The sequence below is a fragment of the Pseudomonas sp. GW821-FHT10C09 genome, assembly GCF_059415465.1.
Genome location: NZ_JBWKNG010000018.1, coordinates 65,134 through 80,405, shown reverse-complemented (window position 1 = coordinate 80,405; position 15,272 = coordinate 65,134). Strand labels below are relative to the sequence as shown.

Sequence of the window (15,272 nt, the reverse complement as noted above, 5' to 3'; positions counted from 1 at the left end):
AATCCCTTCGTAGGTTGATGCCAGATTATAACGATGCGCAGTGCCGGAATAGTGGGGCAAGGACCAGCGGCCCTTGCCCGGCCAAATGAATGGCCTTACTCCTGGCTTTCGCCACGTTCACGGGCAATGGCACGGTAGCCAATGTCCTTGCGGTAGAAACAGCCTTCCCAGTCAATTTTTGCTGCCAGTTTGTAAGCTTGCTGCTGAGCCGCATCGACGCTGGCGCCCATGGCAGTGGCGCAGAGCACCCGACCACCGGCCGTCACCACTTGACCGTCCTTGAGTGCGGTACCGGCGTGGAAGACTTTGCCTTCCAGTGCCGCGGCTGCATCCAGACCATTGATGGCCACGCCTTTGGCGTAGTCACCCGGATAACCGCCAGCGGCCAACACGATGCCGACGCTCGGACGTGGATCCCATTGCGCTTCGACCTTGTCGAGCGCTTGCGCCAGCGCCGCTTCGACCAGCAATACCAGGCTCGACTGCAGACGCAGCATTACCGGTTGGGTCTCAGGATCGCCGAAACGGCAGTTGAACTCGATGACTTTTGGGTTACCAGCCTTGTCGATCATCAGGCCGGCGTACAGGAAGCCAGTGTAGACGTTGCCTTCCTCGGCCATGCCGCGAACGGTCGGCCAGATCACCAGGTCCATGACCCGTTGGTGCACTTGGGCAGTCACGACCGGGGCAGGGGAGTAAGCGCCCATGCCGCCGGTGTTCGGGCCGGTGTCGCCGTCGCCGACGCGTTTGTGGTCCTGGCTGGTGGCCATTGGCAGCACGTTCTTGCCGTCGACCATGACGATGAAGCTGGCTTCTTCGCCGTCGAGGAATTCTTCGATCACTACGCGCGAACCGGCATCACCGAACGCATTGCCCGCAAGCATGTCGCGCACGGCGTCTTCGGCTTCGGCCAGGGTCATGGCAACGATCACGCCTTTACCAGCGGCCAGGCCATCGGCCTTGATCACGATCGGTGCGCCTTTTTCACGCAGATAAGCCAGGGCTGGCTCGATCTCGGTGAAGTTCTGGTAGTCGGCGGTCGGGATCTTGTGACGCGCGAGGAAGTCCTTGGTGAAGGCTTTCGAACCTTCCAGCTGGGCAGCGCCAGCGGTCGGACCGAAGCAATCCAGGCCACGGCTGCGGAAAAGATCGACGACGCCGGCCACCAGTGGTACTTCCGGACCGACGATAGTCAGGGAAACGTTTTTCTCGGCAAAGTCTGCCAGCTGTTCGAGAGCCAGCACGTCGATGGCGACGTTTTCGCACTTGGCTTCGATGGCGGTGCCGGCGTTGCCGGGTGCCACGAAGACTTTCTGCACGCGCGGATCCTGAGCCACTTTCCAGGCCAGTGCGTGTTCACGGCCACCGCTGCCAATGATCAAAACATTCATTTCAAAAACCTCGGATGACGCTAATTCTGGATGCAGCAATGAGGCTGCTTTTCTGTGGGAGCGAGCCTGCTCGCGAAGCGGTGTGTCAGTCACATCATTGTTGGATGTGCCGCCGTCTTCGCGAGCAGGCTCGCTCCCACAGTTGATCGTCGTACTTAGTGACGGAAGTGGCGCATGCCGGTGAATACCATGGCGATGCCGGCTTCGTCAGCAGCAGCAATCACTTCTGCATCGCGCATCGAGCCACCTGGCTGGATCACCGCAGTGATACCGACCTTGGCCGCATTGTCCAGGCCGTCACGGAACGGGAAGAACGCGTCCGATGCCATCACAGAGCCGGCTACCTGCAAACCAGCGTGTTCAGCCTTGATCGCAGCGATACGCGCCGAGTTCACACGGCTCATCTGGCCGGCGCCGACACCGATGGTCTGACGGTTCTTGGCGTAGACGATGGCGTTGGACTTCACGTACTTGGCGACTTTCCAGGCGAAGATCAGGTCGTTGATTTCCTGTTCGGTCGGGGCGCGCTTGGTCACGACTTTCAGGTCGTCGGCACCGATCATGCCGATGTCGCGGCTCTGCACCAGCAGGCCACCGTTGACGCGTTTGTAATCCCAGGCAGCGGCGCGATCAGCCGACCACTCGCCGCAGGCCAGCAGGCGCACGTTGGCTTTGGCAGCCACGATGGCGCGGGCTTCTTCGCTGACGCTTGGGGCGATGATCACTTCGACGAACTGGCGCTCGACGATGGCCTTGGCCGTTTCAGCATCCAGCTCGCGGTTGAAGGCGATGATGCCGCCGAACGCCGATTCGGTGTCGGTGGCGTAGGCCAGTTCGTAGGCCTGGCGGATACCGCCTTCGGCGTCCGGGCTCACGGCCACGCCGCACGGGTTGGCGTGCTTGACGATCACGCAGGCTGGCTTGACGAAGCTCTTCACGCATTCCAGCGCGGCGTCGGTGTCGGCCACGTTGTTGTACGACAGCTCTTTGCCTTGCAGTTGGGTCGCGGTGGCGATGCCGACTTCGGCAGGCTTGGCTTCCACGTAGAACGCCGCGCTCTGGTGCGGGTTCTCGCCGTAGCGCATTTCCTGAGCCTTGACGAACTGGCTGTTGAAGGTGCGCGGGAATTCGCTGCGACCTTCGGTGCTGAGGGTGTCAGCGGCCTGGTTCACGGTGCCCATGTAGTTGGCGATCATGCCGTCGTAGGCAGCGGTGTGTTCGAACGCCTTGAGCATCAGGTCGAAACGCTGAGCGTAGGTCAGGCCGCCGGCCTTGAGGCTTTCGAGGACGCTGGCGTAGTCGCTGGCATTCACCACGATGGCCACGTCTTTGTGGTTCTTGGCAGCAGAGCGGACCATGGTCGGGCCGCCGATATCGATGTTCTCGATCGCGGTCGGCAGGTCGCAGCCTGGCTTGTTGATGGTCGCTTCGAACGGGTACAGGTTGACCGCCACCAGATCGATCGGCTTGATGCCGTGCTCGTTCATGATCGCATCGTCGATACCGCGACGACCGAGGATCCCGCCGTGGATTTTCGGGTGCAGGGTCTTCACCCGACCGTCCATCATTTCTGCGAAACCGGTGTAATCCGCGACTTCCACTGCGGCAACGCCGTTGTCACGCAGCAGCTTGAACGTCCCGCCGGTAGAGAGGATCTCGACGCCCAGGGCTTCAAGCTCTTTGGCGAATTCGAGGATCCCGGTCTTGTCGGAAACGCTGATCAAGGCGCGGCGGATCGGCAGGCGGGTAGTCTGGTCGGTCATTTCAATTTCCATCAAAAGCAAAGGAGTCAGCAAAAAAGGCGACCGTTTTTACGCGGGCGCCTTTCTGGTTTGATTGAATGCTTACAGCAAATCGTACTGCTTGAGTTTCTTGCGCAGCGTGCCCCGGTTGAGTCCGAGCAGCTCGCTGGCCTTCGTCTGGTTGCCCTTGACGTAGTTCATCACGCACTCGAGCAGGGGAGCCTCGACTTCGGAGAGCACCAGGTTGTACACATCCGTGACGGCAGCGCCTTCAAGGTGGGCGAAATAATTGTGCAGCGCCTTCTCGACACTCCCGCGAAGGGTCTGACCTTCTTCGCTGGGCGTATTGAGGTGCTGTTTCAAATTCACGTTGTCGCTCACGGGTGTTGTTCCACTCACTAAAGTCTCGGTCATCATCGTCATGCGGCCACCCCTTCTCCGTCCCCTGTCAGGCTCTTGTAACGTTCGGCGAAGAAGCCCTGAACGTTGGCGCATTGTGCTTCCGTATCTTCCAAACGATTGAAGTGGGCGCGAAACTCCCTGGCGCCCGGCAAGGTTGCGAGATACCAGCCCACATGCTTTCGAGCGATCCGCACACCCATGACATCGCCATAGAAGACGTGCAGGGCAGCCAGATGCTCTAGCAGAATGCGTTCCACCTCGATCAGTTCCAGCGCCGGGAGCTTCTCGCCGGTACGCAGGAAATGGTCGATCTCGCGAAAAATCCATGGCCGCCCCTGGGCAGCCCGGCCTACCAACAAGCCATCGGCACCGGTCGCGTCGAGCACGTAACGGGCCTTCTCTGGCGAATCGATATCGCCGTTGGCAAAGACCGGCATCGACACCGCCTGCTTGATCGCGGCAATGGTGTCGTACTCGGCTTCACCGGTGTAGAGGTCGGCACGGGTGCGGCCATGGACCGCCAACGCCGTAATGCCGGCCTGCTCGGCGATCTTCGCCACCGTCAAACCATTCTTGTTGTCCCGGTCCCAGCCGGTACGGATCTTCAGGGTTACCGGCACATCAACCGCAGCCACGACGGCCTGCAGGATCTCGGTGACCAATGCTTCATCCTTCAACAGCGCAGAACCGGCAGCCTTGTTACAGACCTTCTTCGCCGGGCAGCCCATGTTGATATCAATAATCTGCGCACCCAGCTCGACGTTGGCCCGGGCCGCGTCCGCCAGCATCTGTGCATCACCACCGGCGATCTGTACCGAGCGTGGCTCGGGATCACCTTCGTGGATCATGCGCATCCGCGACTTGCGGGTGTTCCACAAACTCATGTCGCTGGTGACCATTTCCGAGACTACTAGCCCCGCGCCCAATCGCTTGCACAGCTGACGAAAGGGTTGGTCGGTGACTCCCGCCATCGGGGCGAGAATCAAGCCGTTTTGCAATGTGTATGGACCGATGCGTACCGCCGACATAGGACTTCCCTGTTGTGGGGCCGGATCATTAGAGTTCGAAAAAGGGTTGGCATGATACCCGCTCTCGATGACTGGATAAAGGCTGAATTGAACAAAATCTGAACAGTTATTCTGTTATTGCCAGCAGTTTGGTTCGGACGGTCCCAGTCAGAAATCTGCCGCCAAGCCTGTAACGGTGAACCGTTTCACTCGGGGGAGTGGAAGCTCAGGCTGTAGTTCACCGCTTTGGCGCCCGGGTCGAGAATATCCAGCGCGATGTGGATCGGCGTTTGCGGGGGCATTTCCGCCATGCCTTCGAGGTCGCCGTTGAGGTACTCGCCGGGTTTGAAGCGACGGCTGGCGATCAAGTGGCCATTGAGGTCGGCAAAACGCAGTTCCAGCAGCGGGAAGGGCTGCGAGAACGGGGCGCGGTTGTAGATGATCGCGTCGACCACCAGTGCGCCACTGAACTCCGGATGGCTGCGGACCACCAGGTTGCTGCTCTTGATTTTCGCAATGTCGACTTTGGACGGCACCGTGCAGCCGACTTGCGGGCACAGTTGCTGGAACCAGGGGCGGTATTGGTCCTGACGGGCCAGTTCGTCGAAATGGTACGCAATGTATTGACCGGCCAGCGCCGCGGCGCCGAGCAAGACCAGTAGCAGCCAGAACAACCGCCGGCCCCAGGGGGAACGGCGCTTTTGCCAGTCCAGTTGCAGCGGATCGTCGGTAAGGTCCTGCAATACCTCGGCGCGCACGCCCGGTTCACTGCGCTCGCGACGTTTGCGCAACGGTTCGATCGACGGCAGGTCATCGTCGAGCGCCTCGGTTGCCGACAGGCGTTCGTGGTTGAGCGGGGCATCGAGTGGGTCGTGCAGGCGCAGATGAGGCACCTGGGGTTCATCATCCAGATCAACCGGCTCCAGCGAAAACGAAGGCTCGGTGCGTTCGTGGTTGTCCGGTTCGGGTTCTGTTTCCGGTTGTTCGGTTTCTACCGGTTGAGCGCGGTCTGCGGCCGATTCGCTGAAGAGGCTGTCGGACCACTGTTCTTCTTCGTGTTCGTTAGCGTCGCGCCGGGCGCTGAGGCCGTCTTCGCGGTGCCGGCCAAACTCCTTGGTCGGCTGGATCTCCCGCTGTTCAAGCCGGGCGAGCTCTTCGTCCAGATCCAGGCTGTCCAGGTCCAGTTCGGAGGCCGTCCACTGCTTTTGGCTGATCGCGCGTGGCGCTGGCGGTTCTACGATGGCCGGGCTAACCGGCGTGACAGCGTCCTTGCCGGCCCGTTGCTCAAGCAACTGCTTGGCCGCGTTGAACACTTGCAAGCACGAGCCGCAACGAACCACTCCGCGTGCCACGCTCAACTGGGCATGGCTGACGCGGAAGCTGGTTTGGCAATGCGGGCACTGGGTGACGAAGCTGTCGGTCATGCGGCGATCCGGTTTATGCAGGCGTTCATTCTAGCGCCGACGGCCGGTGATGCGCACCCAGCCATCGCGATTGGCAATCGGGTCCAGATCGAAGTCTTGAGCGTAGGCGGCGGCAACGTCTTCGCCTTGTTCGGCGAGGATCCCGGACAGCGCCAGGCGACCACCCGGCTTGACCAGGCTGGACAGCTGCGGAGCCAGGGAAACCAGTGGGCCGGCGAGGATGTTGGCGACCAGAACGTCGGCCTTCACCTGCGGCAGGTCTTCAGGCAGGTACAGCGGGAACAGTGCTTCGTCGATGTTGTTGCGTCCGGCGTTGTCGCGGGAGGCTTCCAGTGCCTGCACGTCGATGTCGGTGCCGACGGCTTCCTTGGCACCCAGCAGCAGGGCGGCAATTGCCAGAATCCCCGAGCCGCAGCCAAAGTCCAGCACGTTGCAACCTTTCAGGTCCTGACCGTCGAGCCATTCCAGGCACAGCGCGGTGGTCGGGTGGGTGCCGGTGCCGAACGCCAGGCCCGGATCCAGCAGAATGTTCACGGCGTCGGGTTCAGGGGCGGCGTGCCAGCTCGGGACAATCCACAGGCGCTGACCGAAACGCATCGGCTGGAAATCGTCCATCCAGCTGCGTTCCCAATCCTGGTCTTCGATCACTTCGCTGTGATGCTCGGGCAGCGGACTGCCGGTCAGCAACTCAAGGTGGGCCAAAACGCTGGCAGCTTCGGTGCCGCCCTCGAACAGGGCCAGCAGGTGCGTGTGCGACCACAGCGGCGTGGTGTTGAGTTCTGGTTCGAAGATCGGCTGATCTTCGGCGTCCATGAAGGTCACCGACACGGCGCCCACTTCAAGGAAAGCGTCTTCGTAGGTTTCGGCTTGTTCTGGGCTGATGGCGAGACGGACTTGCAGCCAAGGCATGGCGGGCACCTTTGAAAAATATTGATTGCAGCCTAGCGGGCTGCGAGAAGCGCGCAAGTTTACGCGAGCGCGGAGGTTTTGTGGGAGTCGCTTGGTCTCGCAGTTCCCTGTGGGAGCAGCCTGCTCGCGAAAGCGGTGGGTCAGTCTCTTCTAATGTTGGGATGTGACATAGCCTTCGCGAGCAGGCTCGCTCCCACAAGGGGGCATGGTGTTCGGCGGGATGAAATCTCCAGAAACAACAAAGCCGCCCGAAGGCGGCTTTGTTGATCGGGTCGAAGCTTAGTGCTTCTCGCCTGCCAGCTTGTGCTCGAGGTAGTGAATGTTCACGCCCCCTTTGCAGAAGCCTTCATCACGGACCAGATCGCGGTGCAGCGGGATGTTGGTCTTGATCCCGTCGACAACGATTTCGTCCAGCGCATTGCGCATGCGCGCCATGGCTTCGTCACGGGTTGCGCCGTAGGTGATCAGCTTGCCGATCAACGAATCGTAGTTCGGCGGAACGGCATAACCACTGTACAGGTGCGAATCGACGCGAACGCCGTTGCCGCCTGGTGCGTGGAAATGCTTGACCGTGCCCGGGCTCGGCATGAATGTTTTCGGGTCTTCGGCGTTGATTCGGCATTCCAGGGCGTGACCGCGGATCACCACGTCGTCCTGGGTGTACGACAACTTGTTGCCAGCGGCGATGCTGAGCATCTCCTTGACGATGTCGATGCCGGTGACCATCTCCGAAACCGGGTGCTCTACCTGGACACGAGTGTTCATCTCGATGAAGTAGAAGTGGCCGTTCTCGTAAAGGAACTCGAAGGTGCCGGCGCCACGGTAGCCGATGTCGATGCACGCCTTGACGCAGCGAGCGAGGACTTCAGCGCGAGCCTTCTCGTCGATGCCCGGTGCCGGCGCTTCTTCGAGAACTTTCTGGTGACGACGTTGCAGCGAGCAATCGCGGTCGCCCAGATGGATGGCGTGGCCCTGGCCGTCGGAAAGCACCTGGACTTCCACGTGACGTGGGTTGGTCAGGAATTTTTCCAGATAGACCATCGGGTTGCCAAACGCCGCGCCAGCTTCGGTGCGGGTCAGTTTGGCGAAGGAGATCAGGTCTTCTTCTTTATGCACAACGCGCATACCGCGACCACCGCCGCCGCCAGCGGCCTTGATGATCACCGGATAACCGACTTCGCGACCGATGCGCAGAGCGGTTTCTTCGTCTTCAGGCAGCGGGCCGTCGGACCCCGGAACGGTTGGAACGCCCGCAGCGATCATGGCGTGCTTGGCCGATACCTTGTCGCCCATCAGGCGAATGGTGTCGGCTTTCGGGCCAATGAAAGCGAAGCCGGAGTTCTCGACCTGTTCAGCGAAATCAGCGTTTTCCGCAAGGAAACCGTAACCTGGGTGAATGGCGGTAGCGCCGGTCACTTCAGCTGCGGCGATGATTGCCGGAATGTGCAGGTAAGAGTGCGCGGCCGAGGCCGGACCGATGCAGACGGACTCGTCTGCCAGGCCCAGGTGCATCAGTTCTTTGTCAGCCTTGGAGTAAACGGCGACAGTCTTGATGCCCATCTCTTTGCAGGCCCGCAGGATCCGCAGGGCAATCTCACCGCGGTTGGCGATCAGAACTTTTTCCAACTTCGCAGTCATCAAAGTTTCTCCGCGGTTCAAACGATGGTGAACAGCGGTTGGTCGTACTCAACCGGCTGGCCGTCTTCGACGAGGATGGATTCGATCACACCGCTGGTTTCAGCTTCGATGTGGTTCATCATCTTCATGGCTTCGACGATGCACAGGGTGTCGCCTTTCTTCACGGTCTGGCCAACTTCAACGAACGAAGGCGAGGATGGCGAAGATTTGCGATAGAAGGTGCCGACCATCGGCGAACGGGCAACGGTGCCGTTCAGGACAGGTGCGGACGGTGCTGCAGGTGCCGCGGCGGCAGCCGGAGCTGCGGCAACCGGCGCAGGTGCCGGAGCGTGCATTGGCGCAGGTGCGTAGTATTGCTGAGCCGGCGTCTTGCTGTGACGGCTGATGCGAACGGACTCTTCGCCTTCCTTGATCTCGAGCTCGTCGATACCGGACTCTTCCAGCAATTCGATCAGTTTCTTAACTTTACGGATATCCATGAATCATCAACTCCCAAGGGTCGGTCAGGGGCGTATAGCTTGTTGTTCAAGCTGCTCTAGTGCAGCCTCCAAGGCCAGTCGGTAACCGCTGGCGCCAAGGCCGCAGATCACTCCCACCGCTACGTCGGAGAAGTAAGAGTGATGGCGGAAAGGTTCGCGTTTGTGCACGTTGGACAAATGCACTTCGATGAATGGGATGCTCACCGCCAGCAGCGCGTCACGTAATGCGACACTTGTGTGTGTAAAAGCTGCTGGATTGATCAGAATGAAGTCCACACCCTCGCCACGCGCGGCGTGAATGCGGTCGATCAATTCGTACTCGGCGTTGCTTTGCAGGTGCAGCAGATGATGGCCGGCTTCACGGGCGCGGCGTTCCAGGTCCTGGTTGATCTGCGCCAGTGTCGTAGCGCCGTAGGTGCCCGGTTCACGGGTGCCGAGCAAGTTCAGGTTGGGGCCGTGCAGCACCAATAGGGTCGCCATCTGCTGTTCCTTGTTATCTGTGTGCAAGTGTCAGAACCCGGCGACTATGCCGCAAAGCCTTTGTGACTGTCCAGTTCTATGCAATAGCCAGCACGATAGCCGATGTTTGCGCGAAATATGTGACCGGCTGATTAAATCCGGTCATTTGCCTTCGCAACACGTTCGGCGAAGTCCTTGGCATTGATCTCGCCGATCACTCGCACATCGGCACGTTCAACCCCGTCCTTGCCGAAAAACATCAAGGCCGGAGGGCCGAACAGTTTGTATCGGTCGAGCAGGGCGCGTTGTTCGGCATTGCTGGCGGTGATATCGAAACGAACCAGTCGATAACCTTGCAGGCGTTCCATGACGTTGGCGTCGTTGAGCACTTCGTGTTCGATGACTTTGCAGCTGATGCACCAGTCGGCGTACCAGTCGAGCAGCAGCGGGGTGGCGGAGGATTGAGCCTCGGCGAGCACGCGATCCAGTTCTGCAGGCGTGCTGATGGTTTGCCAGTCATCGGTGGTTTGCGGTTGGCTGCTACTGGCCGCGACGGGCGTTCGAGCGAGGGGGTTCAGCAGGTCGCCCTGGCCGCTGAAGGCGCCGTACCAGCAGGCCATGGCGTAAAACAGCAGAAACAGGCCGAGCAGTTGTCCCAGGCGTTTTCGAGGGGGTTTGTAGACGAACTCCAACGCGCCAAGAAACAGGCCGACCCCGCCCCACAGCAAGCCCACCAGGACCAGCGTCATCGGCCCGGGTATCACGCGGCTCAGCAGGCCAATGGCGGTGCCCAGCAGCAGGACGCCGATGATGTTTTTGACCATGACCATCCACGGGCCGCTTTTCGGCAGCAGGGCGGCACCACCGGTCGCCACCAGGATCAGCGGCAGGCCCATGCCGAGGCCGAGCACGAACAGTTTCAGTGCGCCCCCCAATGCATCGCCGCTGGCGCTGATGTACAGCAGGGCACCGGCCAATGGCGCGGACACGCAAGGCGAAACGATCAGGCTCGATACCGTCCCGAGGACTGCCGCGCCCCACAGCGAACCACCTTGAGTGCGGCCGGCAATGCGATGCAGGTGATTGTTGATGAACTGCGGCAGTTTCAGTTCAAAGATGCCGAACATCGCCAGTGCAAATACGGCAAAAAACATTGCAAATGGCACCAGCACCCAGGCCGATTGCAGCCGTGCCTGGAGATTAAGCTGTGCACCGAACATGCCCATCAAGGCGCCGAGCAAGGCAAAGCAGACGGCCATTGGCAGCACATAGGCCAGCGACAGATTGAAACCCCGTAGCCCGCCGACCTGATCGCGCAACACCACGCCGGAAAGGATCGGTAACATCGGCAGCACGCACGGCGTGAAGGTCAAGCCCAGGCCGGCGAGAAAGAACAGGGCGAGTTCGCGCCAGCTCCAGTTTTGCGCCGGGGCCGGAGCGCCGATGCCATCAATGCTCAGGCGTTCGGTTTCCGGTGGATAGCACAGGCCTTTGTCGGCGCAACCCTGATAGGTCACGGCCAGGGTGAACGCGCGCGGATCGGTGCGCGGCAGCTCGACCTCGATAATCCCGTGATACACCTCGACATCGCCGAAGTACTCGTCGTGCTTCTGCTCGCCCTTGGGCAGTTGGGCGGCGCCCAGGCTTATCTCGGCCGGGTCAGCCCGAAACTGGAAACGATGGCGATAGAGGTAATACCCCTCGGTGGCGACGAAACGTAGCTTGATCGATTGCGGCGTGCTGTCTACCAGGCTCAGTTGAAAGGCTTCGCGCACCGGCAGGAAGTCGGCGCTGTTGTTGATCGAGCCCAGGGTGGAGCTGGGCCGGGTGTCCAGCAACCCGGCGGCGTTGGCCGGCAGGGCGAGCACTAAAAGCAGCAGGCAGAGCAAACGGCGCATGACAATCTCGCGTATCGGAATTGGGGGCATGATAGCGGACGGCGGGCGGGTGTGCAGGGCGGGGCGTTCGGTGGTGGTTGTGCCGACGCCTTCGCGAGCAGGCTCGCTCCACAGGGGAATGCATATCCCTGTGGGAGCGGGCTTGCTTGCGAAGGTAATTTGTCAGACGCGGAAAGCCTGAACGGCCGTACGCAGCCGCCCGCCCAGCACCAACAGGTTCTCCCCTTGCTCACGCCCTTCACCAATGCGCAGCAAGTTATCCCCGCCCAATTGGTGAATGCGCTCACTGTGGTCGCGAATCTCACTGACCGCACCGCTCTGCTGGGCGGTGACATCGGCGATGCGCACGGCCGTGTCGGCAATGGTCTGGATCGCGCCGACGATTTTGTCCAGCGCGCCATCCGCCGCCTGCGCCTGATTGGCCGTGGCTTCGGCGTGTTCCACCTGTGCGCGCATGCCCTCTACCGATTGACGTGCGGCGGTTTGCAGGCCGGCGATCAGCGTCTGGATCTCTGCCGTAGCGCCTGCGGTGCGTTGCGCCAGTGAGCGAACCTCTTCCGCTACCACAGCAAACCCGCGACCCATCTCGCCGGCACGGGCCGCCTCGATGGCGGCGTTCAAGGCCAACAAGTTGGTCTGGTCGGCAATCGAGCGGATCACCGTCAGCACGCCGCCGATGGTCGCCGACTCTTCCGCCAGATGCTCGATCATCTGCGCGTTGCCCTGTACCTCACCCACCAGCGCATGCAGGCCGGTCAGGCTCAGGCCGATGACCTTCTGGCCGTGTTCAACGGCCAGACCGGCATGGCGACTGGCGTCCGCGGCCTGGCTGGCATCGCCGGCAACTTGCTGAATGGTCGCCTCCAGTTCACCGAGGGAGTCACGGATCAGGGCCGTGTCGCCTGCTTGATGTTCGGCACCGCTGTGCAGGTCATTGCTCAAATCGGCGAGGGTTCGGCTGCTGCCGGCGACTTGCTCGGCGTTGAGACGAATGGTCCCGACCAGATCCACCAGGTAGGCGCGCAAGCGATTGAGCGACGCCTGGATGTCATGCAATTCGCGATTGGTGTTGCCCAGTTCGATGTCGCGGCTGAAGTCGCCTTCGGCCCAGGTGGACAGGGCCGGCGCGAGGTTGGTCAGGGTTCGGGCCAGGCGTCGTTGCAGGGTATCGATGAGCAGGGCGATCAGCAGGATCAACCCGATCATCACGCCTTGCATCAAGCGCACTTCGCCCTGGATCTGTCCGTGCTGGGCGCGGACCACCGGTTCGAGCCCGGCAATCGCTTGTTGCACGTCGGCGATTTTCAGGTGCGTGGCGGCGCTGAGGTCAGTGCGTTTCTGAATCTGGTCACGGGTGCGCGACAGCTCGGCCGGGTAGCGTGTCAGCAGGCTGTTGAGTTCACGCTTGAGGCCAACACCGGCGTCTTCAGCAGCGGCTTTCTCGTTGTTCTCCAGCCCCATCATCGAGGCAAAATCATCGGTGCTGGATTCGGTCTTGGCGGCAACGCCGAGCAGTGGCAAGCCGCTCAACAGTTCTGCCTGAGTACGGATGTTGGCGACTTCGCGCTCGACGTCGGCGGCCAGTTCGCTGCGGCCGCTGCTGACCAGTTTGTCCCGGGCCAGAGACAGTTTGCCCAGATGTTGAGAGGCGGCGAGCAGTGGCGTCAGGTAGGCCGCGTCAGCGCTGGCGTACTGGCTGAGCTGGTCGAGGCTGGCGCCGAGTTCGCGTTCGGCTTGCAGCAGCAGCGCCTGCGGATCACCCGCGAGTTTGCCGGCGGCCAACAGATCGGTTTTGCTGAACTCATCCAGCGTCGACAGGCTCGGGCGCAAGGTGTCGGCCAGGGCCGGTGGCAACTCGCCCAGCTCTTTTTGCAAGACATCAATCGCCTGGCTGGCGCTGCTCAGGCGCAGGGCATCGCCACTGGCGAGGTAGTCCTCGATGTTGCGCGCGACTTCATTCTGAAATTGCTGGGACAGCCCCAGGTAGCGCTCCATCAGCAGATAGGGACGCTCCAAGGCCTTTTGCGACCACCACAGCGTGGCGCCCAAGGCCACGCACACGGCGACTAAAAGGAGGGTATTGAGATTGGTCAGCAACTTCAGGCGCATGGCGTATCTACCAACGGCAGAATGGTAAGCGCCTGAATTTATTGCGTTTGTGTTACAGGGTTATGACCGAATCGGTGAATTCCGATGAAAAAGTGGCACTTTGCTTTGACGTTCGCGCCGCCTGAACACGATTTCGTCCGGCGTCCTTGGCGCGATAGAGCGCCTCGTCTGCCTGACTGGCCATCATCAGGCTGTCGGAGTGCTCGCACAACTCAACCACGCCGGCACTGAACGTGCACCACAGGTCTTGTGGCTGGGCCGGATAGTGAATTTCGGCAAAGCGCTGACGAATTTCATCCAGCACGGCGTAGGCCGATGCGAGGTCGGTGTCCGGCATCACGATCGCAAACTCTTCACCGCCATAGCGGCCGATGAAGTCGGTCTTGCGCAGGCGTTGCTTCAAAAACAGCGCCAGGCTCTTGATCACCCGGTCGCCCATGGGGTGGCCGTGGCTGTCGTTGACCCGTTTGAAGTGGTCGATGTCGAGCATCGCAAAGCTCAGCGGCTTGTTCTCGCGGCGAGAGCGGAAACTGCAGTCTTCAAGCAATTGCAGAATGTGCGTGTGGTTGTACAAACCGGTCAGGCTGTCGCGGACCATCCGGGCTTTCAGGTTGCGTGCCCGTGCCGCGCGGTTGCGCACGGTGGTGATCAGGTGGCGCGGCTTGATCGGCTTGGTCAGGAAGTCGTCGCCGCCTTCGCTCATGGCGTCGAGCTGCTTGTCCAGATCGTCTTCGGCCGACAGGTAAATGATCGGGACGCTGACGTAACGGTCGTTGTGACGGATCACCTTGGCCAGTTCCGTACCGGTGCAGGTCGGCATGTACATGTCGAGGATGATCAGGTCTGGCTGAAAGTCCGACAGTTCGGCCATGGCCTGAATCGGATCGATCAACGTGCGCGTGACGATCCCGGCGCTATTGAGCAGGCGTTCGGTGTGCAGGGCCTGGGCGCGGGAGTCGTCGATGATCAGCACTTTATAAGGCTCGTACTGCGCGACGCAGGTCAGGACTTCGATTTTCTCCAGCAGGCTCGAAGCCTCCAGGGTGCCAGTGAGAAACTCCTGGCCACCGGCGCGCACGGCGGCGAGGCGGGTCGGGGTGTCGGTTTCATGCAGGCTGAAGAACAACAGCGGCAGGCGATGATCGAGACCTTCCTGAGCTTCGGCAGCCAGTTTCAGGCCGATACCGGCGCCACTGAAGTCCACGTCCATGACGATTGCCGCCGGCAAGCGCTCGACCATCGAGGAACGGAATGCGGCAACGCTGTCGAGGGATTGGGCGCTGAGCCCGAAAAATTCCAGTTGCTTGGCCAGGCGCTCGGCGCGGTCGTGATCCTGCAACATCACGTAGATCGGCTTGCGCAACGGCGGCAGGAAGGTTTGCTCGTACTGATCGCCATGGCGCAGGCCGGTACGCGACAAGCGCTGCATCAAGCGATTGAGGTCGGTGATCAGCCCACTGCTCAGGCGTCCGCGATTGGCGTCGACAGCCTCCAGCGACTGGCCGATGTGACGTGCCAGTTGAGTATGTTCAGGTTGTTCGAAGCGCTCGGCAAACCGCAGCAGGCGCAAGTTGGCCTCGCTCAGTTCCGATAAATCGGTGGTGGACCACTCACTGCGTTGCAGGCGCTGCCAGATCTCAAGAATTTGACGTGCCTGATGAATTACCCGCTGGGCAAAGTGGTGCTTGAGGCGCTCACGGCTGGGGTCTTCTGGCTCGGTCATATCCTGACTACTAGTTAGGGTAAAAGCTGAGATCGACTGGTGGCTCTATGCTAGCACCTCTTTGCAATTGCACGAGTGTCGTACGTCAATA

General features: G+C 61.0%; 12 protein-coding genes. All 12 read right to left on the bottom strand.

All coding sequences use genetic code 11. The features are described 5' to 3' along the window. Nucleotides 1–95: 95 nt before the first annotated feature. The 12 genes from purD to gcbA all read right to left on the bottom strand — a co-directional run bounded on the left by purD (nt 96) and on the right by gcbA (nt 15,181). A complete protein-coding gene (purD, locus tag AC07N8_RS19705; RefSeq protein ID WP_493145684.1) occupies nt 96–1,391 on the bottom strand; it encodes a phosphoribosylamine--glycine ligase in 1,296 nt (431 codons plus the stop codon). Nucleotides 1,392–1,546: 155 nt separating this feature from the next. Next, complete coding sequence (purH, locus tag AC07N8_RS19700; protein WP_483841163.1) at nt 1,547–3,154, bottom strand: bifunctional phosphoribosylaminoimidazolecarboxamide formyltransferase/IMP cyclohydrolase; 1,608 nt, start codon at nt 3,152–3,154, stop codon at nt 1,547–1,549. Between the two features lie 81 nt (nt 3,155–3,235). Beyond that, nucleotides 3,236–3,556 carry a DNA-binding transcriptional regulator Fis gene (fis, locus tag AC07N8_RS19695; protein WP_007907419.1) on the bottom strand — a complete coding sequence of 107 codons (321 nt, stop codon included), beginning with the start codon at nt 3,554–3,556 and terminating at the stop codon, nt 3,236–3,238. Next, the gene (gene dusB / locus AC07N8_RS19690) at nt 3,553–4,563 is read right to left on the bottom strand and encodes a tRNA dihydrouridine synthase DusB (protein WP_027921902.1); all 1,011 of its coding nucleotides are present in this window, start codon (nt 4,561–4,563) and stop codon (nt 3,553–3,555) included. Before dusB ends, fis begins: the two co-directional genes overlap by 4 nt. Nucleotides 4,564–4,748: 185 nt before the next feature. Further along, the gene (locus AC07N8_RS19685; RefSeq protein WP_493145683.1) at nt 4,749–5,966 is read right to left on the bottom strand and encodes a DUF3426 domain-containing protein; all 1,218 of its coding nucleotides are present in this window, start codon (nt 5,964–5,966) and stop codon (nt 4,749–4,751) included. A 30-nt stretch (nt 5,967–5,996) separates the two neighbouring features. Further along, the gene (gene prmA, locus AC07N8_RS19680; protein ID WP_483841165.1) at nt 5,997–6,875 is read right to left on the bottom strand and encodes a 50S ribosomal protein L11 methyltransferase; all 879 of its coding nucleotides are present in this window, start codon (nt 6,873–6,875) and stop codon (nt 5,997–5,999) included. Nucleotides 6,876–7,154: 279 nt separating this feature from the next. Then, nucleotides 7,155–8,513 (bottom strand): acetyl-CoA carboxylase biotin carboxylase subunit, encoded by a 1,359-nt coding sequence (accC, locus tag AC07N8_RS19675; protein WP_483841166.1) that lies wholly within the window; start codon nt 8,511–8,513, stop codon nt 7,155–7,157. Nucleotides 8,514–8,530: 17 nt separating this feature from the next. Then, nucleotides 8,531–8,992 carry an acetyl-CoA carboxylase biotin carboxyl carrier protein gene (gene accB / locus AC07N8_RS19670; protein WP_483841167.1) on the bottom strand — a complete coding sequence of 154 codons (462 nt, stop codon included), beginning with the start codon at nt 8,990–8,992 and terminating at the stop codon, nt 8,531–8,533. A 24-nt stretch (nt 8,993–9,016) separates the two neighbouring features. Continuing rightward, nucleotides 9,017–9,472, bottom strand: coding sequence for a type II 3-dehydroquinate dehydratase (aroQ, locus tag AC07N8_RS19665; RefSeq protein WP_007947649.1), 456 nt, complete (start codon nt 9,470–9,472; stop codon nt 9,017–9,019). A 131-nt stretch (nt 9,473–9,603) separates the two neighbouring features. Next, on the bottom strand, nt 9,604–11,349 hold the full coding sequence (locus tag AC07N8_RS19660; protein ID WP_493145682.1) for a protein-disulfide reductase DsbD: 1,746 nt from the start codon (nt 11,347–11,349) through the stop codon (nt 9,604–9,606). Nucleotides 11,350–11,511: 162 nt separating this feature from the next. Continuing rightward, nucleotides 11,512–12,555 (bottom strand): methyl-accepting chemotaxis protein, encoded by a 1,044-nt coding sequence (locus AC07N8_RS19655; protein WP_493145711.1) that lies wholly within the window; start codon nt 12,553–12,555, stop codon nt 11,512–11,514. 955 nt (nt 12,556–13,510) lie between these two features. Next, the gene (gcbA, locus tag AC07N8_RS19650) at nt 13,511–15,181 is read right to left on the bottom strand and encodes a diguanylate cyclase GcbA (protein WP_493145681.1); all 1,671 of its coding nucleotides are present in this window, start codon (nt 15,179–15,181) and stop codon (nt 13,511–13,513) included. Nucleotides 15,182–15,272 lie beyond the last annotated feature (91 nt).

Bases quoted from the DNA above. Each gene is read 5' to 3' on its own strand.
- accB (WP_483841167.1), bottom strand. From the start codon at position 8,992: ATGGATATCCGTAAAGTTAAGAAACTGATCGAATTGCTGGAAGAGTCC.
- AC07N8_RS19655 (WP_493145711.1), bottom strand. From the start codon at position 12,555: ATGATCGGGTTGATCCTGCTGATCGCCCTGCTCATCGATACCCTGCAA.
- dusB (WP_027921902.1), bottom strand. From the start codon at position 4,563: ATGTCGGCGGTACGCATCGGTCCATACACATTGCAAAACGGCTTGATT.
- AC07N8_RS19685 (WP_493145683.1), bottom strand. From the start codon at position 5,966: ATGACCGACAGCTTCGTCACCCAGTGCCCGCATTGCCAAACCAGCTTC.
- gcbA (WP_493145681.1), bottom strand. From the start codon at position 15,181: ATGACCGAGCCAGAAGACCCCAGCCGTGAGCGCCTCAAGCACCACTTT.
- purH (WP_483841163.1), bottom strand. From the start codon at position 3,154: ATGACCGACCAGACTACCCGCCTGCCGATCCGCCGCGCCTTGATCAGC.
- purD (WP_493145684.1), bottom strand. From the start codon at position 1,391: ATGAATGTTTTGATCATTGGCAGCGGTGGCCGTGAACACGCACTGGCC.
- prmA (WP_483841165.1), bottom strand. From the start codon at position 6,875: ATGCCTTGGCTGCAAGTCCGTCTCGCCATCAGCCCAGAACAAGCCGAA.
- fis (WP_007907419.1), bottom strand. From the start codon at position 3,556: ATGACGATGATGACCGAGACTTTAGTGAGTGGAACAACACCCGTGAGC.
- AC07N8_RS19660 (WP_493145682.1), bottom strand. From the start codon at position 11,349: ATGCGCCGTTTGCTCTGCCTGCTGCTTTTAGTGCTCGCCCTGCCGGCC.
- accC (WP_483841166.1), bottom strand. From the start codon at position 8,513: ATGACTGCGAAGTTGGAAAAAGTTCTGATCGCCAACCGCGGTGAGATT.
- aroQ (WP_007947649.1), bottom strand. From the start codon at position 9,472: ATGGCGACCCTATTGGTGCTGCACGGCCCCAACCTGAACTTGCTCGGC.